Origin of the sequence: Cellulomonas endophytica (assembly GCF_004123805.1) — a bacterium.
Lineage (GTDB): Bacteria > Actinomycetota > Actinomycetes > Actinomycetales > Cellulomonadaceae > Cellulomonas > Cellulomonas endophytica.
Window position 1 is genome coordinate 12,667 of sequence record NZ_RWJX01000012.1, and the last position, 25,316, is coordinate 37,982.

The window sequence follows — 25,316 nt, forward strand, 5'->3', positions numbered from 1 at the left end:
GGGACCCTCGCGCGTCCCGGGCCGTCGTCGTCGTGCGGTGGGTGGCCGGTGGACCGGCCGGGTGCGGCGTGTCAGCCGGTGGGCCCGCCGCGGCGGGCGCGGAGGGCGGTCAGCGCCTCGTCGAGGATCGCGGCGCCGTCCTCGTCGGTGCGCCGCTCCTTCACGTAGGCCAGGTGCGTCTTGTACGGCTCGTTGCGCACGGGCGTCGGCGGGTTCGCCTGGTCCTGCCCGGCCGGGAAGCCGCAGCGCGGGCAGTCCCACGTGACGGGGGCCTCGGCCGCCGCCTCCTCCGCGAAGGACGGCCGGGTCTCGTGCCCGTTCGCGCACCAGTACGAGATGACCAGGCGCGGTGCCTGGTCCCCGCGCTCGGCCTCGCCCATCGGCCCGGCCCCGACCCGGGACCCCCGGATCGCGCTCCCGCTCGCCATGTCCGCTCCCTCGACTACTGGCTGACGCGCTCGACGAGCCCGAGCAGCACGATCATGACGGCCCAGACGACGGCGACGCCGACGGTGATCCGGTTGAGGTTCCGCTCGGCGACGCCGGAGCTCGCCGCGTTGCTCGTGATCCCCCCGCCGAACATGTCGGAGAGCCCGCCGCCGCGTCCCTTGTGCAGGAGCACGAGCGGGACCAGCAGCAGGCTGGTGAGGACGAGCAGCACCATCAGGGTGATGCGGAGAGCGTTCACAGCGTTGAGGTTCCTGTTCGCCGTCGGTGACCGGGTGCCAGGGTACGGGACGACCCGCCGCGCGGGCCAGCAGCCTCGCGGCGGGTCGTCCCGTCGTGCGTCAGGCCTGGTCGACGAACCGGACGATGCGCGCGAACTCCTCGGGGTCCAGGCTCGCGCCCCCGACGAGGGCGCCGTCGACGTCCGGCTTCGCCATGATCGAGGCCACGTTCGAGCTCTTCACCGAGCCGCCGTAGAGCACCCGGACGGCGTCGGCCGTCGGGGCGTCGTAGAGCTCGGCGATGCGGGCGCGGATGGCGCCGCACAGCTCCTGCGCGTCCTCGGGCGTCGCCGTCTTGCCGGTGCCGATGGCCCAGACCGGCTCGTAGGCGACGACGACCTCCGCGACCTGCTCGGCGGTGAGGCCCGCGAGCCCGCCGTCGAGCTGGGCGAGCGTGTGCTCGACCTGGCGGCTCTCCTCGCGGACGGACAGCTCCTCGCCGACGCACAGGATGGGCTTGAGGCCCTGGCCGAGCGCGGACCGGACCTTGGCGTTCGTCACGGCCTCGTCCTCGCCGTGGAGCTGCCGGCGCTCGGAGTGGCCGACCGCGACGTACGTGCAGCCGAGCTTCGCGAGGAACACCGGCGAGATCTCGCCCGTGTACGCGCCGGACTCGTGCGCCGACACGTCCTGGGCGCCGTAGCCGATCTCGAGCTTGTCCGCGTCCACGAGGGTCTGCACGGAGCGCAGGTCCGTGAAGGGCACGAGGACGACCGCCTCGGCGGTGGCGTAGTCGTGCTTGGCGTCCTGCAGCGTCCAGGCGAGCTTCTGGACGGTCTGGATCGCCTGCTGGTGGTCCAGGTTCATCTTCCAGTTGCCCGCGAGGAGCGGGGTGCGTGTGGCCATGTGCTCAGTCCTCCAGGACCGCGATGCCGGGGAGGGACTTGCCCTCGAGGAACTCCAGCGACGCGCCGCCGCCGGTCGAGATGTGGCCGAAGCGCGCCTCGTCGAAGCCGAGGGTCCGCACCGCGGCGGCGGAGTCGCCGCCGCCGACGATCGTGAAGGCGCCGTTCGCGCCCGCGTCGACGAGCGCCTGCGCGACCGCCTTCGTGCCGCCGGCGAACGCCTCGAACTCGAACACGCCCGCGGGCCCGTTCCACACGATGGTCTTCGCGTCGAGCAGCTTCGAGCGGAACAGCTCCGCGCTCTCGGGGCCGATGTCCAGGCCGAGCTGGTCGTCGGGGATGGCGTCGGCCGCCACGACGGTGGCCGGCGCGTCGGCCGCGAAGGCCGGCGCCACCACGATGTCGACGGGCAGCACGATCTCGACGCCCGCCTCCTCGGCCTGCGCCAGGTAGCCGCGCACGGTCTCGAGCTGGTCCTCCTCGAGGAGGCTCTTGCCGACGCCGTGGCCCTTGGCCGCGAGGAACGTGAAGAGCATGCCGCCGCCGATGAGCAGGCGGTCCGCCTTCGTCAGGAGGTTCGCGATGACGCCGAGCTTGTCCGACACCTTCGAGCCGCCCAGGACCACCGCGTACGGACGGTCCGGGGAGTCGGTCGCCTTGCGCAGGGAGTCGACCTCCTTGAGCACGAGGTGCCCCACGGCGTGCGGCAGGACCTGCGCGACGTCGTAGACGGAGGCCTGCTTGCGGTGCACGACGCCGAAGCCGTCGGAGACGAAGACGTCGGCGAGGGCGGCGAGCTCGCCGGCCAGCTCGGCGCGCTCCGCGTCGACCTTGCTCGTCTCGCGCGGGTCGAACCGGATGTTCTCGAGGAGGGCGAGCTGCCCGTCCCCGAGCCCGGCGACCGTGGACCGCGCCGACTCCCCCACGACGTCCTCGGCGAGGGCGACGGGCTGCCCGAGCAGCTCGGACAGGCGTGCCGCCACGGGGGCCAGCGAGTACTTCGCCTCCGGCGCGCCCTTGGGGCGGCCCAGGTGGGCGGCGACGACGACCCGCGCGCCCGCGTCGAGCAGCGCCCGCAGGGTCGGCAGGGCCGCGCGCACGCGGCCGTCGTCGGTGATGGTCGTGCCGTCGAGCGGCACGTTGAAGTCGGAGCGGACGAGGACGCGCTTCCCGCGCAGGTCCCCGAGGTCCTCGATGGTCTTCATCGGTCTCCCAGTCGTCGGTGGTGGGCGGATGCCCCCGGACACGGCTGCGTCCGCGGCGCCGGGGCCCGAGGGGCGCCGGCGCGCGCGGACGCAGCGGTGTGCACGGGGCGGTCGGACCGCGTCAGGTCAGAGACGCTCGCCCACGTACGAGGTGAGGGCGACGAGGGAGTTGGAGTAGCCCCACTCGTTGTCGTACCAGGCGATGATCTTGACGAGGTCGCCGCTCACCTTCGTGAGCTTGGAGTCGAAGATGCTCTGGTGCGGGTTCGTCACGATGTCGCTCGAGACGATCTCGTCCTCGACGTACTCGAGGACGCCCTTGAGCGGCCCCTCGGAGGCGGCCTTGACCGCGGCGTTGACCTCCTCGACCGTGACCTCGCGGGAGGCCGTGAAGGTGAGGTCGGTGGCCGAGCCGGTGATCGTCGGGACGCGGAGGGCGAACCCGTCGAGCTTGCCCTTGAGCTCCGGGAGCACGAGGGCGACGGCCTTGGCCGCACCCGTCGAGGTCGGCACGATGTTCTGCGCGGCCGCACGGGCGCGGCGCAGGTCCTTGTGCGGGCCGTCCTGGAGGTTCTGGTCGCCCGTGTACGCGTGGATCGTCGTCATGAGGCCGCGCTCGATGCCGATGGCGTCGTTGAGGGCCTTCGCGACGGGCGCGAGGCAGTTCGTCGTGCACGAGGCGTTCGAGATGATGTTGTGCGCGGCGGGGTCGTACTGCGTGTGGTTCACGCCGACGACGAACGTCGCGTCCTCGTTCTTCGCCGGGGCGGAGATGATGACCTTCTTGGCGCCGGCGGCGAGGTGGGCCTTGGCCTTCTCGGCGTCCGTGAAGAAGCCCGTGGACTCGATGACGATGTCCGCGCCCAGCTCGCCCCAGGGGAGGTTCGCCGGGTCGCGCTCGGCGAGCGCCCGGATGTTCTTGCCGTCCACGACGATGTTCTCGTCGTCGTAGGAGACGCTCAGCGGGAAGCGGCCCAGCACGGTGTCGTACTTCAGGAGGTGCGCGAGGGTCTTGTTGTCGGTGAGGTCGTTGACCCCCACGATCTCGATGTCGGCCCCCGAGGCCACGATGGCCCGGTAGAAGTTGCGCCCGATGCGGCCGAAGCCGTTGATGCCGACCTTGATGGTCACTTGCCCTCCTCGGCACGCGCCGACGGCGTCGGCGCACACAGTTGGTGTCGGAAGCACGCACGCCGGTGTGCGCTGCCCGTCGTCCGGCACCCCCGTGCCCGGCCGGGCGGCCGTGACGGTGGGGGCGTCGTCCTCGGGGACGGCACGAGCCTACAACGGTGACGCAGGCCACCGTGGGACGTAGGTCATGCGCTGAGACGGTCGCCCCGCGGTCGTCGGGGCGCCAGCGGCGGGCCACGGGGCGGTCACGCACCCCCGCCCGGCCCCCGGCCGGGTCAGCAGACGGTCGCCCCTGGGTCATGAATCGGTTCAGCGGCGCCGGTGGTTCCCGATCGTCCCCGCGCTGCCGCCGCCGGCGCCCTCAGAGGTCGAGCAGGTCCGGGGAGAGCCCGGCCTCCGTGTCCGGCAGCCCCAGGTCGGCGGCCTTGCGGTCGGCGGTGGCCAGCAGCCGGCGGATGCGCCCGGCGACGGCGTCCTTCGTCAGCGGCGGGTCCGCCAGGCGGCCGAGCTCCTCGAGGGAGGCCTCCTTGTGCGCCAGGCGCAGCTCGCCCGCCTGCCGCAGGTGCTCGGGCAGGTCCTCGCCGAGGATCTCGAACGCCCGCTCGACCCGGGCCCCCGCCGCGACGGCCGCACGGGCGGAGCGCCGCAGGTTGGCGTCGTCGAAGTTCGCCAGCCGGTTGGCGGTGCCGCGCACCTCGCGGCGGACGCGGCGCTCCTCCCACAGCAGCATCGTCTGGTGGGCGCCGAGGCGCGCGAGCATCGCGCTGATCGCGTCGCCGTCGCGGATGACGACCCGGTCGATGCCGCGCACCTCGCGCGCCTTGGCCCCGATCTGCATCCGCCGCGCCGTGCCGACGAGGGCGTAGGCCGCCTCCGGACCCGGGCACGTGATCTCCAGGGAGGCGGAGCGGCCCGGCTCCGTGAGGGAGCCGTGGGCGAGGAACGCGCCGCGCCAGGAGGCCTCGCAGTCGGCGACGCCGCCCTGCACGACCTGGGAGGGCAGGCCCCGCACCGGCCGGCCGCGGCTGTCCAGCAGGCCCGTCTGGCGCGCGAGCACCTCGCCGTCCTTGACGACCCGCACCACGTAGCGCGAGCCCCGGCGCAGGCCCCCGCCGGAGACGACGATGATCTCGCTCTCGTGCCCGTACACCTCCTGCAGGGCCTGGCGCAGCCGGCGGGCGGCCATGGAGGTGTCGAGCTCGGCCTCGATGACGATCCGGCCCGAGATGATGTGCAGGCCCCCGGCGAAGCGCAGCGTGGACGCCACCTCCGCCTTGCGCGCCGACGTCCGGTCGACCTTGAGCCGTGCCAGCTCCTCCTTCACCTGCGCCGTCAGAGCCATGCCGTCATCCTGCCATCCCGTCGCCGAGCGCCCGGCGGTCGGTGACGTCGCCGACGGAGCCCTCGAAGACGTCGTGCAGGGCCGCGGCCAGCCGCAGCGGGTCGTGGCGGGGCGTGCCGTCGCCGCGGCCCACCTGGCGCAGCACGAGGTGGGCGCCGAGCGCGTCCGTGCGCGCGCGGACCGCGTCGAGGTCGTCGACGGAGGCCGGGTCGGCCAGCACCGCGTCCACCCGCAGCGTCGGGGCGTGCCGCACGAGCGCGTCCAGGTGCTCCGCGGGGCCCATGCCGGCCGTCTCGCCCTCCGGCGAGAGGTTGAGGACGAGCACGACGGGCGCGGGCGTCGCGGCGAGCGCCTCGCGCAGCCCGGGCACGAGCAGGTGCGGGATGACGGACGTGTACCAGGAGCCCGGCCCGAGCACGACGCGGTCCGCGGCGGCCAGCGCCTCGACCGCCTCGGGGCAGGCGGGCGGGTCCGCCGGCTCGAGCCGCACGGCGCCGATCGCCCCCGGCGCGGTCGCCACCGCGCTCTGGCCCCGCACCACGCGCGACCCCGCGCCGGCGGGGTCCAGGACGTCGGCCTCGATCGTCAGGGGCACGGACGCCATGGGCAGCACCCGGCCCCGGGCGCCGAGCAGCCGTGCCACCCAGTCGAGCCCCTCGACCGTGTCGCCCAGGAGCTCCCAGAGGGCGACGATGAGCAGGTTGCCGACCGCGTGCCGGTCGAGGTCGCCGCTCGAGGTGAACCGGTGCTGCAGGACGTCGCGCCAGGTGCGTCCCCACTCGGAGTCGTCGCAGAGGGCGGCGAGCGCCATGCGCAGGTCGCCGGGCGGCAGCACGTCGAGCTCCTCGCGCAGCCGTCCGGACGACCCGCCGTCGTCGGCCACGGTCACCACCGCGGTGATGCGGTCCGTGAGGAGCCGCAGCGCCGAGAGCGTCGCGGACAGCCCGTGGCCCCCGCCGAGGGCGACGACCGCGGGCTCGCGCGGCGCGCGCGCCGCGCGGCGGCCCGGCGACCCGGGCCCGGGAGCGGCGCCCGGCGTCGGCGGCCCGGCGGCCGTCACTCCTTGCCCAGGTCGCGCGCGGACACCTGGACGCGGTGGCCGCGGTCCCGCAGCCGCTGCGCGATCGCCTCGCTGATCGCGACGGACCGGTGCTTGCCCCCCGTGCACCCGACGGCGATGGTGGCGTAGCGCTTCTCCTCGTGCACGTAGCCCGCCAGCACGGGCTCCAGGGCGGCCACGTAGCGCTCGACGAACTCCGTGGCGCCGGGCAGGCCGAGCACGTAGTCGCGCACGGGGGCGTCCCGCCCGTTGAGGTGGCGCAGCTCCGTGATCCAGTACGGGTTCGACAGGAAGCGCACGTCGACGACGTGGTCCGCGTCGAGCGGGATCCCGTACTTGAAGCCGAACGACAGCACCGCCACGCGCAGCGTCTCCTCGACCGCCGGCCCCGTCACGGCGGCGCGCACGGTGCGCGCCAGGTCGTGGACGTTGAGCTCGGACGTGTCGATGAGGGTGTCGGCCCGCTCGCGCAGGTCGGCGAGCAGCGCGCGCTCCGCTGCGATGCCGTCGAGGATCCGGCCCTCCCCCTGCAGGGGGTGGGGGCGGCGCACCTGCTCGTAGCGCCGGACCAGCACCTCGTCCGACGCGTCGAGGAAGAGGATCCGGTACTCGACGCCCTGCTCGCGCAGGCCGTCGAGCACGCCGGCGAGGTCGGCGAAGAACTCCCCGCCGCGGACGTCGACCACCGCGGCCAGGCGCTGGGCCTTCGCCCCGGCGGTGCCGCTGGTGAGCATCCCGACGAGGTGGGTGAGCATCTGCGCGGGCAGGTTGTCCACGACGTACCAGTCGAGGTCCTCCAGGACGGCCGCGGCGCGGGTCCGGCCCGCACCGGACATCCCGGTGATGACGAGGACGGCGGGGGTCTCGGGGGCCCGCGCCGCCGGGGCGGCCGCCTCGAGGGCGGGGATGCCGCCCGGGACGGTGATCGGGGACGGCTCGCCGCTCATGCCCCCAGCATGCCAGCCGGGAGCGGCGCGTCCCCGTCGAGGGCGGCGTCCGGACCGCCGACCGCCCCGTCCTCGGCCCCGGACGGTGCTTCCGCGGCCGCCGCGGCGGGGTCCGCGCCGTGCAGCGCGGCGACGACCGCCGCCGCCGTGCGCGCCCCCATCCCCGGCACGGTGGCGATCTCCTCGGCCGAGGCCGCCCGCAGCCGCCTGACGGAGCCGAAGTGCCGCAGGAGCGCGGCCTGCCGGGCCGGACCCAGGCCCGGGACGTCGTCGAGGACCGAGGCCGTCATGCCCTTGCTGCGCCGCTTGCGGTGGGCCGTGATGGCGAAGCGGTGCGCCTCGTCGCGCAGCCGCTGGAGCAGGTAGAGCCCCTCCGACGAGCGCTCGAGGATGACGGGGTAGTCGTCGCCCGGGACCCAGACCTCCTCGAGGCGCTTGGCCAGCCCGCACACAGCGACGTCGTCCACGCCGAGCTCGGCGAGGGCCGCGGCCGCCGCCGCGACCTGCGGCGGCCCGCCGTCGACGACGACGAGGTTCGGCGGGTAGGCGAAGCGGACGGGCCTGCCCGTGGCCTCGTCGACCGGTCCGGAGCGCGTCGGCACGGCGTGCCCCGGCCGGGCGGGCTCGTCGTCGAGGTCGTCGCCACCCAGCTCGAGGTCGCCGGTCTCCGCGCGGTCGGCGAGGTAGCGCCGGAACCGCCGGGTGAGCACCTCGTGCATGGCGGCGGTGTCGTCCCGGGCGCCCTGCCCCTCCGGGCCGCGCACCGTGAAGAGGCGGTACTCGCTCTTGCGCGCCAACCCGTCCTCGAACACGACCATGGACGCCGACTGGTAGGTGCCCTGGTTGTGGGAGATGTCGTAGCACTCGATCCGCAGGGGTGCCGTCGGCAGGTCGAGCGCCTCCTGGATCTCCCGCAGCGCCTGGCTCCGGGTGGTGAGGTCGCCGGCACGGCGCGTCCGGTGCAGCGCCAGCGCGTGCTCCGCGTTCTTCTGCACGGTCGCGGCGAGGTCGCGCTTGTCCCCGCGCTGCGGCACGCGGACACGCACCCGGCTGCCGCGCAGGCCCGAGAGCCAGTCCTGGACCTCCTCGAGGTCCGGCGGGAGCACGGGCACGAGCACCTCGCGCGGGACGCCGCTCGCCGTGCCGCCGTCGGCCGCCTCGCCGCCGTACACCTGCTGCAGCAGCCGCTCGACGAGGTCCGCGTCGTCCGCGTCCTCGACCTTCTCCACGACCCACCCGCGCTGGCCCCGGATGCGCCCGTCGCGGACGTGGAACACCTGCACGGCCGCCTCGAGCTCGTCCCCGGCCAGCGCGAAGACGTCCGCGTCCGTGCCGTCGGCCAGCACGACCGCGTTCTTGCCCATGGCCCGCTCGAGCGCGCCGATGTCGTCCCGCAGGCGCGCCGCCTGCTCGAAGTCGAGCTCGGCCGCCGCCTCCTTCATCCGCGCCGTGAGACGCCGGGTGAAGCGGGCGGTGTCCCCCGCCATGAAGTCGCAGAAGTCCTGCGCGAGGTCGTGGTGCTCCTCAGCGCTGACCCGCCCGACGCACGGGGCCGAGCACTTGTCGATGTAGCCGAGCAGGCACGGGCGACCCTGCTGCCGGGCGCGCCGGAACACCCCGCCGGAGCACGTGCGCACCGGGAACACGCGCAGCAGCAGGTCGACCGTCTCGCGGATCGCCCAGGCGTGGGCGTAGGGGCCGAAGTAGCGGGTGCCCTTGCGCTTGGCACCGCGCAGGACCTGCACCCGCGGGTACTCGTCCGCCATCGTCACCGCGAGATAGGGGTAGCTCTTGTCGTCGCGGTACTTGACGTTGAAGCGCGGGTCGAACTCCTTGATCCAGGAGTACTCGAGCGCCAGCGCCTCGACCTCGTTGCCGACGACCGTCCACTGCACCGACGCCGCGGACGTGACCATCGTCTGCGTGCGCGGGTGCAGCCCCGCCACGTCCTGGAAGTAGCTGTTGAGCCGCTGGCGCAGCGACTTCGCCTTGCCGACGTAGATGACCCGGCCGTGCTCGTCCCGGAAGCGGTAGACGCCGGGCTGGTCCGGGATCTCCCCCGGGGCGGGTCGGTAGGAGGCGGGATCAGCCATGGGACGAGGGTAGGCCGGGTCGCCGACACGTCCGGACGCGGGCCCCGTCCGGGCTCAGGTCCGGGGTGCCCCGCCCGCCTCCGCCGGACCGGGGACCGATGGCTGCGTGCGGCCGCCGACCGGCACTCCCCTCCGCGGGCCGGCCCCTCTAGGGTCGGCCCCGTGGCCCTCGACGACGCCGTGCCCGACGGGCGGCTGCACCTCTACCGCCCGCTCCTGCGCTGGACGGGCGCACGCGGCACCGGCACGTCCGGGTACCGCGCGTACGGCCGCGACCACGAGGTGCACGGCGGCGACCGGCCCGTCGTCCTGGGCAGCTCCGACCCGGCCTTCCGGGGCGACGCCGACCGCTGGTCGCCCGAGGACCTCCTCGTCGCGTCCCTCGCCCAGTGCCACATGCTCTGGTTCCTCCACCTCGCCGCCGAGGCGGGCGTGGTGGTGACCGCCTACACGGACGCACCGGAGGGCCGGATGGTGGAGGAGCCCTCCGGCGCGGGCCGGTTCGTGGGGGTGGAGCTGCGGCCCGCGGTCACCGTGCGGGAGCCGGCACCCGCCGCTCCCGTGGCCGGTCGCCGCACGGCCGCCGGCGAGGACCATGACCACGCCGGCGACGTCCCCGGCGACGACGCCGCCGACGGTCCCGACGACGGGCTGCGTGCCCGGCTCGGCGAGCTCCACGCCCGCGCGCACGAGAGGTGCTTCATCGCCCGCAGCGTGGCGTTCCCGGTGACGCACCGGCCGGCCGAACCCGTGCGCTCGACCGGCTGACGGCCTCGCCCGGCCCGCAGGGGGCCGCCGGTCCGCAGCCGGCCGCCCGCCCCTCGGGCGCGGCCCCTCCTCAGGCGCTGGCGCGCTCGGGCTCCGCCGCGCTGCCGAGGACCTCGGCGAGGAACCGGCCGGTGTGGCTCGCCGGCACGGTCGCGACGTGCTCGGGCGTCCCCTCGGCCACCACGGTGCCGCCGCCGCTGCCGCCCTCCGGGCCCATGTCGATGACCCAGTCGGCGTTCTTGATGACGTCGAGGTTGTGCTCGATGACGAGGACCGTGTTGCCCTTGTCGACGAGCCCCTGCAGCACGAGCAGCAGCTTGCGGATGTCCTCGAAGTGCAGGCCCGTCGTGGGCTCGTCGAGCACGTAGATCGTCCGGCCCGTCGAGCGCTTCTGGAGCTCCGCGGCGAGCTTCACGCGCTGCGCCTCGCCACCGGACAGGGTGGGCGCGGGCTGCCCCAGCCGGACGTAGCCGAGGCCGACGTCGGCGAGCGTGCGCAGGTGCCGGGCGATCGCGGGGACCGCCGCGAAGAACTCCGCCGCCTCCTCGATCGGCATGTCGAGGACTTCGGCGACCGTCCTGCCCTTGAAGTGCACCTCGAGGGTCTCGCGGTTGTACCGCGCGCCCTGGCACACCTCGCACGGCACGTAGACGTCGGGCAGGAAGTTCATCTCGATCTTCAGCGTGCCGTCGCCGGAGCACGCCTCGCAGCGCCCGCCCTTGACGTTGAAGGAGAAGCGCCCGGGGCCGTACCCGCGGACCTTGGCCTCCTGCGTCTCGGCGAAGAGCCGGCGCACGTGGTCCCACACACCCGTGTACGTCGCGGGGTTGGACCGCGGCGTGCGGCCGATCGGGCCCTGGTCGACGTGCACCACCTTGTCGAGCTGGTCCAGGCCGGTGACGCGCTTGTGGCGCCCCGCGACCTGGCGGGCGCCGTTGAGCTCGTTCGCCAGCACCGTGTAGAGGATGTGGTTGACGAGCGTCGACTTGCCCGAGCCCGAGACGCCCGTGACGGCCGTGAGGACGCCGAGCGGGAACGACACGTCGACGCCGCGGAGGTTGTGCTCGCGCGCGCCGACGACCGTCACCTTGCGCTTGGGGTCGACCTTGCGGCGCTTCGCCGGCATGGGGATCGAGCGGCGGCCGGACAGGTAGGCGCCCGTGAGCGACTCCTCGCTCGCGAGCAGGCCGCGCAGGTCGCCGGAGTGCACGACCTTGCCGCCGTGCTCCCCCGCGCCGGGGCCGATGTCGACGATCCAGTCGGCCGTGCGGATGGTGTCCTCGTCGTGCTCGACGACGATGAGCGTGTTGCCCAGGTCCCGCAGCCGCGTGAGCGTGTCGATGAGGCGGCGGTTGTCCCGCTGGTGCAGGCCGATGGACGGCTCGTCGAGGACGTAGAGCACCCCGACGAGGCCCGAGCCGATCTGCGTCGCCAGCCGGATGCGCTGGGCCTCGCCGCCCGACAGCGTGCCCGCGGGCCGCATGAGGGACAGGTAGTCCAGCCCGACGTCGAGCAGGAAGCCCAGCCGCGCGTCGATCTCCTTGAGGACCTGCACCGCGATGGCGCGCTCGCGCTCGCCGAGCTCGAGGTGGTCGAGGAAGTCGCGGGCCTCGCGGATGGGCATCGCGCAGACGTCCGCGATGGAGCGGTCGCCGACCTTGACCGCCAGGACCTCGGGCTTGAGGCGCGCGCCCCGGCAGACGGGGCACGGGACCTCGCGCATGTAGGCCTCGTACTTCTCCTTGCTCCACTCCGACTCCGTCTCGGAGTAGCGCCGCTCGAGGAACGTCATGACGCCCTCGAAGCCCGTGGAGTACTGCCGCTCGCGGCCCCACCGGTTCTTGTACTTCACGTGCACCTGGTGGTCCCGGCCGTGCAGCACGGCCTTGCGCGCACGCTCGGGCAGCGCCCGCCAGGGCGTGTCCATGGAGAAGCCGAGGTCGTCGGCGAGCGCCGTGAGCACCCGCTGGAAGTACTCGCTCGAGGTCTGCGCCCACGGGGCGATGGCGCCCTCGCCGAGGGAGAGGTCCTCGTCGGGCACGACGAGGTCCGGGTCCACCTCGAGCCGGGACCCGAGGCCCGTGCACTCGGGGCACGCGCCGTAGGGCGCGTTGAAGGAGAAGGTGCGCGGCTCGACCTCGTCGAGCGTGAGCACGTGGTCGTTCGGGCAGGCGCGGTGCTCGGAGAACCGCCGCTCGCGGCCCGGGTCGTCCGCGTCGGCGTCGACGAGCTCCACGACGAGGAGCCCCGCCGCGAGACCGAGGGCCGTCTCGACGGAGTCCGTCAGCCGGCGCTGCACGCCCTCGCGCGCGACGAGCCGGTCGACGACGACCTCGATGTCGTGCTTGAGCTTCTTCTCCAGCGTCGGCGGCGACGCGAGCTGCACGACCTCCCCGTCCACCCGCGCGCGGGCGAAGCCCTTCGCCTGGAGCTCGCGGAAGAGGTCGGCGTACTCCCCCTTGCGGCCGCGGACGACCGGCGCCAGCACCTGGTACCGCGTGCCCTCGGGCAGCTCGAGGAGCCGGTCGACGATCTGCTGCGGGGTCTGCGCCGTCACGCGCTCGCCGCAGACGGGGCAGTGCTGCGTGCCCGCGCGGGCGAAGAGGAGGCGGAGGTAGTCGTAGACCTCGGTGATGGTGCCGACGGTGGACCGGGGGTTCCGGTTCGTCGACTTCTGGTCGATGGAGACCGCCGGCGACAGGCCCTCGATGAAGTCGACGTCGGGCTTGTCCATCTGCCCGAGGAACTGCCGGGCGTAGGCCGAGAGCGACTCGACGTAGCGCCGCTGGCCCTCGGCGAAGATCGTGTCGAACGCCAGCGACGACTTGCCCGAGCCCGACAGGCCGGTGAAGACGACGAGGGCGTCCCGGGGGAGGTCCAGGTCGACGTTGCGGAGGTTGTGCTCGCGGGCGCCCTGGATGACGAGACGGTCATTCACGGCGCCGAGTCTACGTCGCCCCTCCGACACGTCGCACACGTGTTCGACCCCGGCAGGGGCCTGCGGCGCCACCGCGGCGTCGGTCCGGCGGGAGCCCGGGCCCGTCCGCCCGTCGGGGCGGCGTGCCGGTGTGCCGCCGCCCGGCAGCAGCCGCATGCTGTGCCCGTGCCCCGCCCGACGCCCGTCCCCCCGCCCTGGGACGCCCCCGCGCCCATCGGCGACTACGCGGTGCTCGGCGACGGCCGCACCGCCGCCCTCGTCTCCCGCCACGGCTCCGTCGACTGGCTGTGCCTGCCCCGCTTCGACTCCGCCGCGTCCTTCGCCGCGCTCCTCGGCGACCCGGGTCACGGGCGCTGGCTCCTCACGGTGCCGGACGCCACCGCGGTCGAGCGGCGGTACGAGAGCGACTCGTTCGTCCTCGAGACCCGGTACACCTCCCCCACGGGCACGGCCCTCGTGCGCGAGGCGATGCCCCTGGGGGACGGCCGCGCCGACGTCGTCCGCGTCGTGACCTGCCTGACCGGCACCGTGACGGTGGAGCACGAGTGGGTCGTGCGCTTCGGCTACGGCGCCGTCCGCCCGTGGGTGCACCACGTCCGCGACGACGAGGGGCTCGACACCATCCGCGCCATCGCGGGCCCGGACTCCCTCGTCCTGCGCGGCGACCGCCTGCCCACCCCCCAGGGCGACCGGCACGCCGACCGCTTCACCCTCGCCGCCGGCGAGAAGGTCGGGCTCACCGTCACGTGGACGCCGTCGTGGGAGCCCATCCCGCCGCGGCTGCCCGAGCGCCAGCGGCTGGACCAGACCGCGGGCGCCTGGCAGGAGTGGGTCGCCTCGGGCCGCCCCGACAGGCTGCACCGCGACGCCGTGGTCCGCTCCCTGCTCGTCCTGCGGCTGCTCACGGACTCCGAGACGGGCGGGATCGTGGCCGCCGCGACGATGGCCCTGCCCGAGGACCCGGGCGGCGAGCGCAACTGGGACTACCGCTACTGCTGGCTGCGCGACGCGGCGATGACGCTCGAGGCGCTGCTCGAGCAGGGCTACGCCGACGAGGCCACGCGCTGGCGCGACTGGCTGCTGCGGGCCGTCGCCGGCGACCCCTCGGACCTGCAGATCATGTACCGCACCGACGGCGGGCGGGACCTGGTCGAGCGCGAGCTGCCGCACCTGCCCGGGTACGCCGGGTCCCGCCCCGTGCGGATCGGCAACGCGGCCGTGGCCCAGCGCCAGCACGACGTCCTCGGCGAGGTGATGCTCGCCCTCGAGGCCGCGCGCGAGGGCGGGCTCGAGGAGTCCGAGGACTCCTGGTCGCTGCAGCGCCACCTCGTCGACGACCTCGCGGACCACTGGCGCGTCCCCGACCGCGGGATCTGGGAGGTGCGCGGGCCGCAGCAGCACTTCGTGCACTCCAAGGTCATGTCCTGGGCGGCCTTCGACTGCGCCGTCCGGGCCGTCGAGCAGCACGGGCTCGACGGGCCCGTGGACCGGTGGCGCACGGAACGCGCGGCCGTCCACGCGGAGGTGCTCGAGCACGGCTTCGACCCGGGGCGGGGCACCTTCGTCCAGCACTACGGCGCGACGCACACCGACGCGGCGCTCCTCGCCATCCCCGCCACCGGCTTCCTGCCGGCCGACGACCCGCGCGTGGCGGGCACCATCCGTGCCGTGCGGGAGGAGCTCGAGGTCGCCCCCGGCCTCCTGCGCCGGTACCGCACGGACCGCGCGGACGACGGCCTGGCCGGGGCGGAGCACGCGTTCCTCGCCTGCTCCTTCTGGCTCGCCGACGCGCTCGCCCGGGCCGGCGACACCGACGCCGCGGCGGAGGTGCTCGACGCCCTCGTGCCCCTCGGCGGGCACCTCGGGCTGCTGGCGGAGGAGTACGACCCGGCCAGCGGGTCCATGCTCGGCAACGTGCCGCAGGCGCTGTCGCACCTCGCCCTCGTGCGCGCGGTGCACTCCCTCCGCCTCGCGCGCGAGGGCCGCCCGCGAGGGCGCTCGGAGGCCGCCCCGGTCACGGGCGACCCCGCCGCGGGTCCCGACGAGGGCCGGGCCGTCGCCGTCGCGCTCCCCGCGGGCGACCCCGTGCCGGCGGCGAGCGCGCCGTGACGGGCCGGGAGGCGGCCGGCCGGCCGGCGCCCGTGCCTCGCACGGGGCCCGCGGAGCCCACGGAGCCCGTGGGGCCCGCGGGGTCCACGGGCCGGGGCGAGCGGCTCGGCCCCTGGTGGCTGCGGCACGCCGTCGTGGGCCACCTCGGGACGAACGCCTACGTGCTCGAGCACGCGGCCGACGGCACCCGCGTGCTCGTCGACCCCGGGGCGGAGCCGGCGCGGCTGCTCGCGCTGCTCGACGAGGGCGGCCCGCGACCCGCCGACCGCCCGGGGCGGCGGCTCGACCTCGTCGTGGTGACGCACCGGCACGCGGACCACCTCGACGCGCTCGCCGCGGTGGTCGCCGCGACGGGCGCCCCGGTGGCGGCGGGCCGGGACGACGCCGATGCCGTCACCGCCGCCACGGGCGTCCGGGTCGACGTCCGGCTCGCGGACGGCGACCTCCTCCCGGTGCCGGCGGACCCGCCGCAGGTCGTCGAGCTCCGGGGGCACACACCGGGGTCGGTCGCGCTCGTCGTGGGCGGGGCCCACCTCCTCACGGGCGACTCCCTGTTCCCGGGCGGGGTCGGCGCGACGGGCGGCGACCCGGAGCGGTTCGGGCTCCTCCTGGCCGACGTCGAGGAGCGCGTCTTCGCCCGCTTCGACGACGCGACGACCGTGCACCCCGGCCACGGCCGGCCGACCACCCTCGGCGCCGAGCGCCCCGGGCTGCCCGCCTGGCGCGCCCGCGGCTGGTAGCCCCCGACGGAGCCGCGCGCGTCGCCGGCGGAGGCGCGGCGCGGAGCCCGGCTCCCCTCCGACCGGCGCCTCAGGCGCGGGGCGGGCCCAGCACCGAGGTGGCCAGGGTGGCGTGCGCCGACTCGTCGTCGGAGGGGTGGAACATGCCCGCCAGCACGTCGCGGTACAGCCGGGCCAGCTCGCTGCCGCTGCGGTAGGCGCTGCCCCCCGCGACGCGGATCGCCCCGTCGACGACCACGCGGGCCGTCTCGGTCGCGCGCACCTTGAGGCCGACGAGCTGCGCGAACCACCGCGCGCCGTGGTCGGCGCCCTCGTCGACGTCCCGCGCGAGCGCGTACAGGCCGAGCTCGGCGCCGTCCTGCGCCATCGCGGCGTCGGCGAGGCGCCAGCGGATGTCGGGGTCCTGGTCCAGGGTGCGGCCGTCGTGCTTCATCGACGTGCGTCGCTGCGCCGCCTCGACGCCGAGCTCCAGGGCACGCCGCCCGATGCCCGTGTAGACGGCGGCGAGCAGCGTCTCGAAGACCGCGAACAGCGCGAAGACGAAGGGGTCGGCGCTCGGCCCGACCGGCAGGCGCCGGTAGACCCACTCCGGCGGCGCCTCCGCCCCGTCGAGCACCGTCGTGCGGGACTGGGTGGCGCGCATGCCGAGCGTGTCCCAGTCGTCGCGCGTGGAGACGCCCGGGCTCGTGCGCGGCACGACGCCGTGGACCAGGCGGGGGCCGTCGGGGTCGTCCTCGTCGAGGCCGAAGGTCGCCAGCCGCGTCCACACCGGCGCGAGGGTCGTGAAGATCTTCGTGCCCGTGTAGCGGTAGCCGCCCTCGGGCGTCCGCTCCGCGCGCGTGCGGGACCCGAACATCACCAGGTCGTTGCCCGCCTCCGAGTTGCCGAAGGCGAAGACCTCACCGGCGGCGGCCTCGCGCAGGAGGAACTCCACCGTCGCGTCGCCGTGCTCGACGAGCCACGCGGCCAGACCGGTCACGACGAGGTGCATGTTCACGGCGAGGGCGGTGGCCGGCGCCGCCGCCGCGAGCCGCACCTGCTCGCGCGCCACCGCCTCCAGGCCGAGGCCGGCGCCGCCGAGCCGCTCCGGCACGAACGCGGTGAGGTAGCCCGCCGCGACGAGCTCGGCGAGGTCCTCGTGCGGGAAGGCGTTGTCGCGGTCGAGGTCGGCGGCGCGCCCGTGCACGCGGGCGAGGAGGTCGTCGGGGAGCAGGCGGGCGTGGCGGTCGGTGCCGGGCATGCCCTCACTCTGCCACCGGAGGGCGACGCCCCCGCCCTGCACCGCGACCCCCGGGACGGGCCCTGCGCGCCGGGACCGGGCCCTGCTGCCAGGATGGCCCGCATGCCGATCTACGCCGTCCAGTACACCTACGACGAGCGCACCGACGTGCGCGACGAGGTCCGCCCCGAGCACCGCGCCTGGCTCCGGGACCTCGCCGACGCCGGCGGGGTGCTGGGCTCCGGCCCCTTCGTCGACGGCGACCCCGCGGGCGCGCTGCTCGTCCTGCGGGCCGACGACCGCGACCTGCTCGACGAGCTCCTGCGGCAGGACCCGTTCCACCGCCACGGCGTCGTCGCCCGGACGGACGTGCGGGAGTGGACGCCGATCATCGGCCCGTGGAGCCGCGACCTCTGACGCGGGTGCCGCCGGGGCCGACGGGTCCCCCGCCAGGTCCGCCGACGGGCCCGTGGGCACGACCGGTCACGGCCGGACGCGGGACTCCCGGCGGACCTTGAGCAGGCTCGCGGCCGTGGCCGTGCCGAGCGCCACGACGATGAAGGCCAGCGACAGCCAGATGGGCACCGTCGGGACCGGGATCTCCTCGCCGCCGTTCAGGAACGGCAGGCTGTTCGTCGCCAGCGCCTCGAGCACGAGGTCGACGCCGATGAAGGCGAGCACGGCGGACAGCCCCAGCGGCAGGTACTCGAGCCGGTCGAGGAGGCCGCCGAGCAGGAAGTACAGCTGCCGCAGACCCATGAGGGCGAACACGTTGGCCGTGAAGACGAGGAAGGGGTCCTGCGTCAGGCCGAAGATCGCCGGGATGGAGTCGAACGCGAAGAGCACGTCCGTGGTCCCGATCGCGACGAACACGACGAGCAGGGGCGTGAAGACCCTCCGCCCGTCGACGACGGTGCGCACCGCGCCGCCGGCGTACTCCTTCGACATCGGCAGCACGCGACCCGCCGCCCGGACGACCGCGTTGTCGCGGTACTCGTCCTCCTCGCCCCCGCCGCGGGCCAGCTTCACGGCCGTGACCACGAGGAACGCGCCGAACAGGTAGAAGACCCAGGTGAACTGCTCGATGACGGCCGCGCCGGCGAGGATGAAGCCGGCCCGCAGGAGCAGCGCGAGCACGATGCCGACCATCAGCACGCGCTGCTGCTGCTCCCGCGGCACGGCGAACCGGCCCATGATGAGGACGAAGACGAACAGGTTGTCCAGCGACAGGCTGTACTCCGTCAGCCAGCCGGCCACGAACTCCTGCGCGGGCTGCCCGCCCCCGACCGCCCAGACGGCCGCCGCGAAGACGAGCGCGAGGGCCACGTACACGCCGATCCACGCCGCGCACTCCCGGGGGGACGGGACGTGCGGACGGGCACGGACGAGGACGAGGTCGACGAGCAGGATCGCGACGACCGCGACCAGCGTGACGGCCTGGAAGGTGCCGGGCAGCTCGTGGGTCACCGGCGGGCGCTGCCCGTCGGCTCGTCGTCCTTGTGGGCGCTCGGGTCGGCGCCGGTGCCCGGGCGGGCGGCCGAGCCCTCCGCCTGCGCGACGGTCGCCGCGCGGTCGCGACGGTCCTTCCACAGGCTGGCGAAGGTCGTGACCGCCAGGATCCCGACGATGACGCCGAGCGACACGGACGTGGTGACCTCCGGGATCGCGGTGATGTGCTCGCCGCCGTTGATGAACGGCACCTCGTTGGTGTGCATGGCGTGGATGACGAGCTTCGCGCCGATGAAGGCGAGGATCGCGCCGAGGCCGTAGGACAGGTAGACGAGGCGGTCGAGCAGCCCGTCGATGAGGAAGAACAGCTGGCGCAGGCCCAGGAGCGAGAAGGCGTTCGCGGTGAAGACGAGGAACGTCTCCTGCGTCAGGCCGAAGATGGCGGGGATCGAGTCGACCGCGAAGATGACGTCGGCGGTGCCGATCGCGATCATGACGAGCAGCATCGGCGTGAAGAACCGCTTGCCGTCGATGCGCGTCGTCATGCGGTCCTGGACGAAGTCGTCCGTCGTCGGGATGAACCGCCGCATGAAGCGCAGCGCGCCCGGCTCGTGGTACTCGTCCTCGTGGCCGGCGCCGGACTTGATCTGCGTGTACGCCGTGTAGATGAGGAACGCGCCGAAGACGTAGAAGATCCAGCTGAAGTTCTCGACGAGCGCTGCGCCGACGAGGATGAACACCGTCCGCAGCACCAGCGCGATGGTGATGCCGATGAGCAGCACCTTCTGCTGGTACTGCCGCGGCACGCGGAACGCGGCCATGATCAGCACGAACACGAAGAGGTTGTCGACCGACAGGCTCTTCTCGGTGATGTAGCCGGCGAAGTACTCCCCGCCGTACTGGGCGCCGGCGAAGAGCCAGACGCCGACGCCGAACACCACGGCGATCGCCACGTAGGCGAGCGACCACATGCCCGACTCGCGCAGCGTCGGCTCGTGCGCGTGGCGCACGTGGCCGACGTAGTCGACGGCCAGCATCGCGAGGATGCCGGCGATGGTGGCACCCCAGACCCAGACGGGGACGTCCATGGGCACAGTTCTCCTTCGGTCAGGTACGGCTGATCGATGGAGGTCTCTTCCGCTCATCGCCCGACGTCCCCGGGGGGACGTGGGGCGGGCAGAGCCGACGGCACCGGGCAGGCGTCTTCACCGACCGTGATGACGATGCCGTCGCGGGGAGTACTCCCCTCCGCAGACCAGGGTACGGGACGCCGGCGGCGGGACGCGCGTCCGCCCCGGGGTGAGGGTGGTCACCCCGGGACGGGCGCACGGTCGCGGGCGGTCCCGCGTCGACCCTCCGCCGGCCGGGCCGACGCGGTGCCCGTCCCGGCGGCGGCTCGGCCCGGCTCAGGCCGTCGCCGACTGCATCTGGCGGAGCTCCTTCTTCAGGCCCGAGATCTCGTCGCGCAGCCGGGCCGCCAGCTCGAACTGCAGCTCGGCGGCGGCGGCGTGCATCTGGTCGCTCAGCTCGTGGATGAGCTCGGCCAGCTCGCCCGACGCGGCGCCGGCCAGCTTCGCGCGCTCCGACCGGTGCGTGTCCTTGGAGCTGAAGCCCGGGACCGGCGCCTTGCCGCGGCTGGCCTGCCGCCCGGCCCCGCCCAGCAGCTCCGCGGTGTCGGCGTCCTCCCGTGCGAGCAGGTCGGTGATGTCGTTGATGCGCTTGCGCAGCGGCTGGGGGTCCACCCCGTGCAAGGTGTTGTAGGCGACCTGCTTCTCGCGGCGGCGCTCCGTCTCCTCGATCGCCTGCGCCATGCTCGGCGTGATCCGGTCCGCGTACATGTGGACCTCGCCCGAGACGTTGCGGGCGGCACGGCCGATGGTCTGGATCAGCGAGGTCCCCGAGCGCAGGAAGCCCTCCTTGTCCGCGTCGAGGATCGCCACGAGCGAGACCTCCGGCAGGTCGAGGCCCTCGCGCAGCAGGTTGATGCCGACGAGCACGTCGTACTCGCCCATCCGGAGCTCGCGGAGCAGCTCCACGCGGCGCAGCGTGTCGACCTCCGAGTGGAGGTACCGCACACGGACCCCCTTCTCGAGGAGGTAGTCCGTGAGGTCCTCGGACATCTTCTTCGTCAGGGTCGTCACCAGCACGCGCTCGTCCTTCGCGACGCGCTCGTGGATCTCGCCGAGCAGGTCGTCGATCTGGCCCTTCGTCGGCTTCACGACCACGTGCGGGTCGACGAGCCCCGTCGGCCGGATGATCTGCTCGACGACGCCGTCCGACTGGGACAGCTCGTACGAGCCGGGCGTGGCCGACAGGTAGACGGTCTGCCCGATGCGCTCGACGAACTCCTCCCACCGCAGCGGACGGTTGTCGATCGCGCTCGGCAGCCGGAACCCGTGATCGACGAGGGCCCGCTTGCGCGAGCGGTCGCCCTCGTACATCGCGCCGATCTGAGGCACCGTGACGTGGGACTCGTCGATGACGAGGAGGAAGTCCTCGGGGAAGTAGTCGATGAGCGTGTTCGGGGCGGAGCCCGGGGTGCGGCCGTCGATGTGCCGCGAGTAGTTCTCGATCCCCGAGCACGACCCGATCTGGCGCATCATCTCGATGTCGTACGTCGTCCGCATGCGCAGCCGCTGCGCCTCCAGGAGCTTGCCCTGGCGCTCGAGGTCGGCGAGGCGCTCCTCGAGCTCGATCTCGATCCCGCCGATCGCGCGCTCCATGCGCTCGGGGCCGGCGACGTAGTGCGTCGCCGGGAAGACGTGGATCTGCTGCTCCTCGCGCACCACCTCGCCCGTCAGCGGGTGGAGCGTCTGGATGGACTCGATCTCGTCGCCGAACATCTCGATGCGGATCGCCAGCTCCTCGTACACGGGGATGATCTCCACCGTGTCCCCCCGGACGCGGAACGTCCCGCGGGTGAACGCCACGTCGTTGCGGGTGTACTGCATGGTGACGAACTGCCGCAGCAGCAGGTCGCGGTCCAGCACGTCCCCCACGGTCAGCGTGACCATCCGGTCGACGTACTCCTGCGGCGTGCCCAGACCGTAGATGCAGCTCACCGTCGCGACCACGATGACGTCGCGACGCGTCAGCAGCGAGCTGGTGGCGGAGTGGCGCAGGCGCTCGACCTCCTCGTTGATGGAGGAGTCCTTCTCGATGTACGTGTCCGTCTGCGCGATGTACGCCTCGGGCTGGTAGTAGTCGTAGTACGAGACGAAGTACTCGACGGCGTTGTTCGGCAGCAGCTCGCGGAACTCCGTGGCGAGCTGCGCCGCGAGGGTCTTGTTCGGGGCCATGACGAGGGTCGGCCGCTGCACCTGCTCGATGAGCCAGGCCGTCGTCGCCGACTTGCCGGTGCCGGTGGCCCCGAGGAGGACCACGTCCTTCTCCCCGGCGTTGAGGCGGCGGGTGAGGTCGGCGATGGCGGTGGGCTGGTCGCCGGAGGGGGTGTACTCCGACTCCACCGTGAACGGGGCCACCGTCCGCTGCAGATCGGTCACTGGGCGCATGCCCGTACCGTACGACGGCCCACCGACACGGACCGCCCCGCCCCGCCCCGCCCCCGACGGGGACTCAGGCGAGGGTGCCCTCGGACCGCAGGTCGTCCCCCGCGCGGGCCAGGGCCGTCCGCAGGACGGCGGCCAGCGCCCGCCCCGCCACCTCGGCGTCGAGGGCCGGCTCCCCCGCGGCGACCTGCTGCGGCAGGCGCGGCACGTGGACGAAGCCCCCACGCACCCCCGGCCGCACCTCGAGCAGCCCGGCGAGGGCGTAGGCCACCGCGTTGCACACGTACGTGCCCGCCGTCAGGGACAGCTCCGCGGGCGCACCGGTGTCCCGCGCCGCCGCGACGCAGGCCTTCACCGGCAGCGAGCTGAACCGCGCCGCCGGCCCGTCGGGGTCCGCCGGCCCGTCGACGGGCTGCACGCCGTCGGCGTCGGGGATCCGGGCGTCGACGAGGTTCACCGCCACGCGCTCGAGACCCACCGCCGACCGGCCTCCGGCCTCGCCGACGCAGACGACGAGCACCGGCACGACCGCCTCGACGAGCCGTGCCAGGGCGGCCGGGCCGCGGGCGAAGGAGACGGGCAGGGTCGCCGTCCGCAGAGGGACGGGGCCGTCCCAGTCGCGGGCGACGACGGCGACGGCTGCCGCCGAGGCGTTCACCGCCTGCCCGTCGAAGGGTTCGAACGCCGTCAGGAGCACCGGGGCGCCGCCCGCGGGTGCCCGGGCCACGCCCGCCGGGCCGCCGGCCCCGCCGCCCGCCGCGTCACCCCCGGCGCCGGGGCTCACGCGCCCGTCCCGGGGTGCCGGGCGTCGTGCTGGACCGCGTCGGCGGCCGCCTCGGCGTCCCGCTCCGCGACGAGCCGCGCCCACAGCGCGTCGACCTGGGCCCGCAGGTCCGCCTCCGACCCCGTGCCGTCGAGCACGACGTCCGCCGCCGCGAGGCGCGTCTCGTCGTCCGCCTGGGCGGCGACGCGGGCCGCGGCGGCGGCGGGGTCGAGGCCGCGCCCCCGGACGAGGCGCTCCACGCGGACGTCCGCGGGCGCGTGCACGACGACGACGAGGGCGAACGTCCCGGCCCGGCCGGTCTCGACGAGGAGCGGGATGTCGTGCACGACCACCGCGCCCGGGTCCGCCGCGGCGGCGGCCGCCTCGAGCTCGGCGGCCCGGCGCCGGACGGCGGGGTGCACGACCGCCTCGAGCCGGGCCCGGGCCTCGTCGTCGGCGAAGACGCGCGCGCCCAGGGCGGGCCGGTCGAGCTCCCCGTCCGCCGTCAGCACGTCCGGGCCGAACGCCTCCACGACCTGCTCGAGCCCGAGCGTCCCGGGCGCGACCACCTCCCGCGCCAGCAGGTCGGCGTCGACGACCACCGCCCCGAGCTCGGCGAGGCGACGGGCGGCGACGGACTTGCCCGCCGCGATGCCCCCGGTCAGTCCGATGCGCTGCACCCCGCCATCCTGCCCCGGACGGGCCGCCGGCGGGAGCCCGGGCCGCGCCTCGGCCGCCCGGCCGTCCCCGCCCCGGTCGTCCCCGGGACGGCGACGGGCCGGCCCTCCCCGTGCGGGGTGGACCGGCCCGTCGTGCCGGCGGCGCCCCGTGGGGACGCCGCCGCTGCTCAGCGCGTCAGTTGCTCGTGAGCTTCTCGCGCAGGGCGGCGAGGGCCTCGTCGGAGGCCAGCGTGCCCGTGACCTCCTCCGACGCCGACGAGTAGGTCGTCGGGACCGGCTCGGAGGACGACGAGGACGAGGTGGACGACGACGTGACGCTCACGCCGACGCCGTTCGCCGCGTCCGCGTCGGCCTGGGCCGCCTCGGACACCTGCTTGCGGTGCGCCTCCCAGCGGGCGTGCGCCTTGGCGTACTCCGCCTCCCACGCCTCACGCTGCGTCTCGAAGCCCTCGAGCCACTCGTTCGTCGTCGGGTCGAAGCCCTCGGGGTACTTGTAGTTGCCGGCCTCGTCGTACTCCGCGGCCATGCCGTAGAGCGCGGGGTCGAAGTCCTCCGAGGCGGGGTCGAAGCCCTCGTTCGCCTGCTTGAGCGACAGCGAGATGCGGCGGCGCTCCAGGTCGATGTCGATGACCTTGACGAAGACGTCGTCGCCGACCTGGACGACCTGCTCCGGCACCTCGACGTGGCGCACGGCCAGCTCCGAGATGTGGACGAGGCCCTCGATGCCGTCCTCGACGCGCACGAAGGCGCCGAAGGGGACGAGCTTCGTGACCTTGCCGGGGACGACCTGGCCGATGGCGTGCGTCCGGGCGAACGCCTGCCACGGGTCCTCCTGCGTCGCCTTGAGCGACAGCGAGACCCGCTCGCGGTCGAAGTCGACGTCGAGCACCTCGACGGTGACCTCCTGGCCGACCTCGACGACCTCGGAGGGGTGGTCGATGTGCTTCCAGGACAGCTCGGAGACGTGCACGAGGCCGTCGACGCCGCCGAGGTCCACGAACGCACCGAAGTTGACGATCGAGGAGACGACGCCGGGGCGCACCTGGCCCTTCTGCAGCGTCTGCAGGAAGGTGGAGCGGACCTCGGACTGCGTCTGCTCGAGCCAGGCGCGGCGCGAGAGGACGACGTTGTTGCGGTTCTTGTCGAGCTCGATGATCTTCGCCTCGATCTCCTTGCCGACGTACGGCTGGAGGTCGCGCACACGACGCATCTCGACGAGGGACGCGGGGAGGAAGCCGCGGAGGCCGATGTCGAGGATGAGGCCACCCTTGACCACCTCGATGACGGTGCCGGTGACGACGCCGTCCTCCTCCTTGATCTTCTCGATCGTGCCCCAGGCGCGCTCGTACTGGGCGCGCTTCTTCGACAGGATCAGCCGGCCTTCCTTGTCCTCCTTCTGGAGGACGAGGGCCTCGACCGCGTCACCGACCTTGACGACCTCACCGGGGTCCACGTCGTGCTTGATGGACAGCTCACGGGAGGGGATGACGCCCTCGGTCTTGTAGCCGATGTCGAGCAGGACCTCGTCGCGGTCGACCTTGACGATGGTGCCCTCGACGATGTCGCCATCGTTGAAGTACTTGATGGTGGCGTCGATCGCGGCGAGGAGGTCCTCGGCCGAACCGATGTCGTTGACCGCGACCTGCTGGACGGCGGGCTTCGCGGGGGTGGAGATGCTCATGTAGTAGTGGGCTCCGATGCGGACAGATGATCGTGCGGAAGCGGACGGCTCGCGCCCCCGGAGGACCCGGCGGCACGACGGGGGCGTGCCCGAGCGCTCGGGCAGGACC

General features: G+C 74.3%; 21 protein-coding genes. 4 read left to right on the forward strand and 17 right to left on the reverse strand.

Annotated elements, in window-relative coordinates; genetic code table 11:
- Positions 1-71 precede the first annotated feature (71 nt).
- From EJA20_RS05495 to uvrC, 9 genes are all read right to left on the reverse strand, one after another.
- A complete protein-coding gene (locus tag EJA20_RS05495; RefSeq protein WP_129337161.1) occupies positions 72-428 on the reverse strand; it encodes an RNA polymerase-binding protein RbpA in 357 nt (118 codons plus the stop codon).
- Between the two features lie 14 nt (positions 429-442).
- Complete coding sequence (secG, locus tag EJA20_RS05500; protein ID WP_129337162.1) at positions 443-688, reverse strand: preprotein translocase subunit SecG; 246 nt, start codon at positions 686-688, stop codon at positions 443-445.
- Between the two features lie 100 nt (positions 689-788).
- The gene (tpiA, locus tag EJA20_RS05505) at positions 789-1,574 is read right to left on the reverse strand and encodes a triose-phosphate isomerase (protein WP_129337163.1); all 786 of its coding nucleotides are present in this window, start codon (positions 1,572-1,574) and stop codon (positions 789-791) included.
- A 4-nt stretch (positions 1,575-1,578) separates the two neighbouring features.
- Positions 1,579-2,778 (reverse strand): phosphoglycerate kinase, encoded by a 1,200-nt coding sequence (locus tag EJA20_RS05510; RefSeq protein ID WP_129337164.1) that lies wholly within the window; start codon positions 2,776-2,778, stop codon positions 1,579-1,581.
- 126 nt (positions 2,779-2,904) lie between these two features.
- On the reverse strand, positions 2,905-3,909 hold the full coding sequence (gene gap / locus EJA20_RS05515; protein WP_129337165.1) for a type I glyceraldehyde-3-phosphate dehydrogenase: 1,005 nt from the start codon (positions 3,907-3,909) through the stop codon (positions 2,905-2,907).
- A 361-nt stretch (positions 3,910-4,270) separates the two neighbouring features.
- Entirely contained in the window at positions 4,271-5,251 is a 981-nt protein-coding gene (gene whiA / locus EJA20_RS05520; protein WP_129337166.1) for a DNA-binding protein WhiA, read from the reverse strand.
- 4 nt (positions 5,252-5,255) lie between these two features.
- A complete protein-coding gene (locus tag EJA20_RS05525) occupies positions 5,256-6,311 on the reverse strand; it encodes a gluconeogenesis factor YvcK family protein (RefSeq protein WP_129337167.1) in 1,056 nt (351 codons plus the stop codon).
- On the reverse strand, positions 6,308-7,258 hold the full coding sequence (gene rapZ, locus EJA20_RS05530; RefSeq protein ID WP_129337168.1) for an RNase adapter RapZ: 951 nt from the start codon (positions 7,256-7,258) through the stop codon (positions 6,308-6,310). The genes EJA20_RS05525 and rapZ overlap by 4 nt, the downstream gene beginning before the upstream one ends.
- Entirely contained in the window at positions 7,255-9,351 is a 2,097-nt protein-coding gene (gene uvrC / locus EJA20_RS05535) for an excinuclease ABC subunit UvrC (RefSeq protein ID WP_129337169.1), read from the reverse strand. Before uvrC ends, rapZ begins: the two co-directional genes overlap by 4 nt.
- A gap of 162 nt (positions 9,352-9,513) precedes the next feature.
- On the opposite strand from uvrC, the gene EJA20_RS05540 reads away from it, so the two are divergent.
- A complete protein-coding gene (locus tag EJA20_RS05540; RefSeq protein ID WP_240675080.1) occupies positions 9,514-10,119 on the forward strand; it encodes an OsmC family protein in 606 nt (201 codons plus the stop codon).
- Positions 10,120-10,189: 70 nt separating this feature from the next.
- Here EJA20_RS05540 and uvrA read toward each other — a convergent pair whose 3' ends face one another.
- Positions 10,190-13,057 (reverse strand): excinuclease ABC subunit UvrA, encoded by a 2,868-nt coding sequence (gene uvrA, locus EJA20_RS05545; protein WP_129337170.1) that lies wholly within the window; start codon positions 13,055-13,057, stop codon positions 10,190-10,192.
- Between the two features lie 165 nt (positions 13,058-13,222).
- On the opposite strand from uvrA, the gene EJA20_RS05550 reads away from it, so the two are divergent.
- Entirely contained in the window at positions 13,223-15,166 is a 1,944-nt protein-coding gene (locus tag EJA20_RS05550; protein WP_129337171.1) for a glycoside hydrolase family 15 protein, read from the forward strand.
- 32 nt (positions 15,167-15,198) lie between these two features.
- Positions 15,199-15,906 (forward strand): MBL fold metallo-hydrolase, encoded by a 708-nt coding sequence (locus EJA20_RS05555; protein WP_240675081.1) that lies wholly within the window; start codon positions 15,199-15,201, stop codon positions 15,904-15,906.
- 70 nt (positions 15,907-15,976) lie between these two features.
- Here the strand turns inward: EJA20_RS05555 and EJA20_RS05560 are convergent, their stop codons facing one another.
- Positions 15,977-17,146 carry an acyl-CoA dehydrogenase family protein gene (locus tag EJA20_RS05560; protein ID WP_129337172.1) on the reverse strand — a complete coding sequence of 390 codons (1,170 nt, stop codon included), beginning with the start codon at positions 17,144-17,146 and terminating at the stop codon, positions 15,977-15,979.
- A gap of 102 nt (positions 17,147-17,248) precedes the next feature.
- Here EJA20_RS05560 and EJA20_RS05565 point away from each other — a divergent pair, with 102 nt between their 5' ends.
- Complete coding sequence (locus EJA20_RS05565; protein ID WP_129337173.1) at positions 17,249-17,542, forward strand: YciI family protein; 294 nt, start codon at positions 17,249-17,251, stop codon at positions 17,540-17,542.
- Between the two features lie 66 nt (positions 17,543-17,608).
- Here the strand turns inward: EJA20_RS05565 and EJA20_RS05570 are convergent, their stop codons facing one another.
- The 6 genes from EJA20_RS05570 to rpsA all read right to left on the reverse strand — a co-directional run bounded on the left by EJA20_RS05570 (position 17,609) and on the right by rpsA (position 25,207).
- Positions 17,609-18,592: a TerC family protein gene (locus tag EJA20_RS05570; RefSeq protein ID WP_129337174.1), complete on the reverse strand. Its 984-nt coding sequence runs from the start codon at positions 18,590-18,592 to the stop codon at positions 17,609-17,611.
- Positions 18,589-19,662 (reverse strand): TerC family protein, encoded by a 1,074-nt coding sequence (locus tag EJA20_RS05575; protein WP_129337175.1) that lies wholly within the window; start codon positions 19,660-19,662, stop codon positions 18,589-18,591. Before EJA20_RS05575 ends, EJA20_RS05570 begins: the two co-directional genes overlap by 4 nt.
- Positions 19,663-19,980: 318 nt before the next feature.
- Entirely contained in the window at positions 19,981-22,086 is a 2,106-nt protein-coding gene (uvrB, locus tag EJA20_RS05580) for an excinuclease ABC subunit UvrB (protein WP_129337176.1), read from the reverse strand.
- Positions 22,087-22,150: 64 nt separating this feature from the next.
- A complete protein-coding gene (locus EJA20_RS05585; protein ID WP_240675082.1) occupies positions 22,151-22,867 on the reverse strand; it encodes a pyroglutamyl-peptidase I in 717 nt (238 codons plus the stop codon).
- Positions 22,864-23,526, reverse strand: coding sequence for a dephospho-CoA kinase (gene coaE, locus EJA20_RS05590; protein WP_129337177.1), 663 nt, complete (start codon positions 23,524-23,526; stop codon positions 22,864-22,866). Before coaE ends, EJA20_RS05585 begins: the two co-directional genes overlap by 4 nt.
- A 175-nt stretch (positions 23,527-23,701) precedes the next feature.
- The gene (gene rpsA / locus EJA20_RS05595) at positions 23,702-25,207 is read right to left on the reverse strand and encodes a 30S ribosomal protein S1 (RefSeq protein WP_129337178.1); all 1,506 of its coding nucleotides are present in this window, start codon (positions 25,205-25,207) and stop codon (positions 23,702-23,704) included.
- Positions 25,208-25,316: the final 109 nt, after the last annotated feature.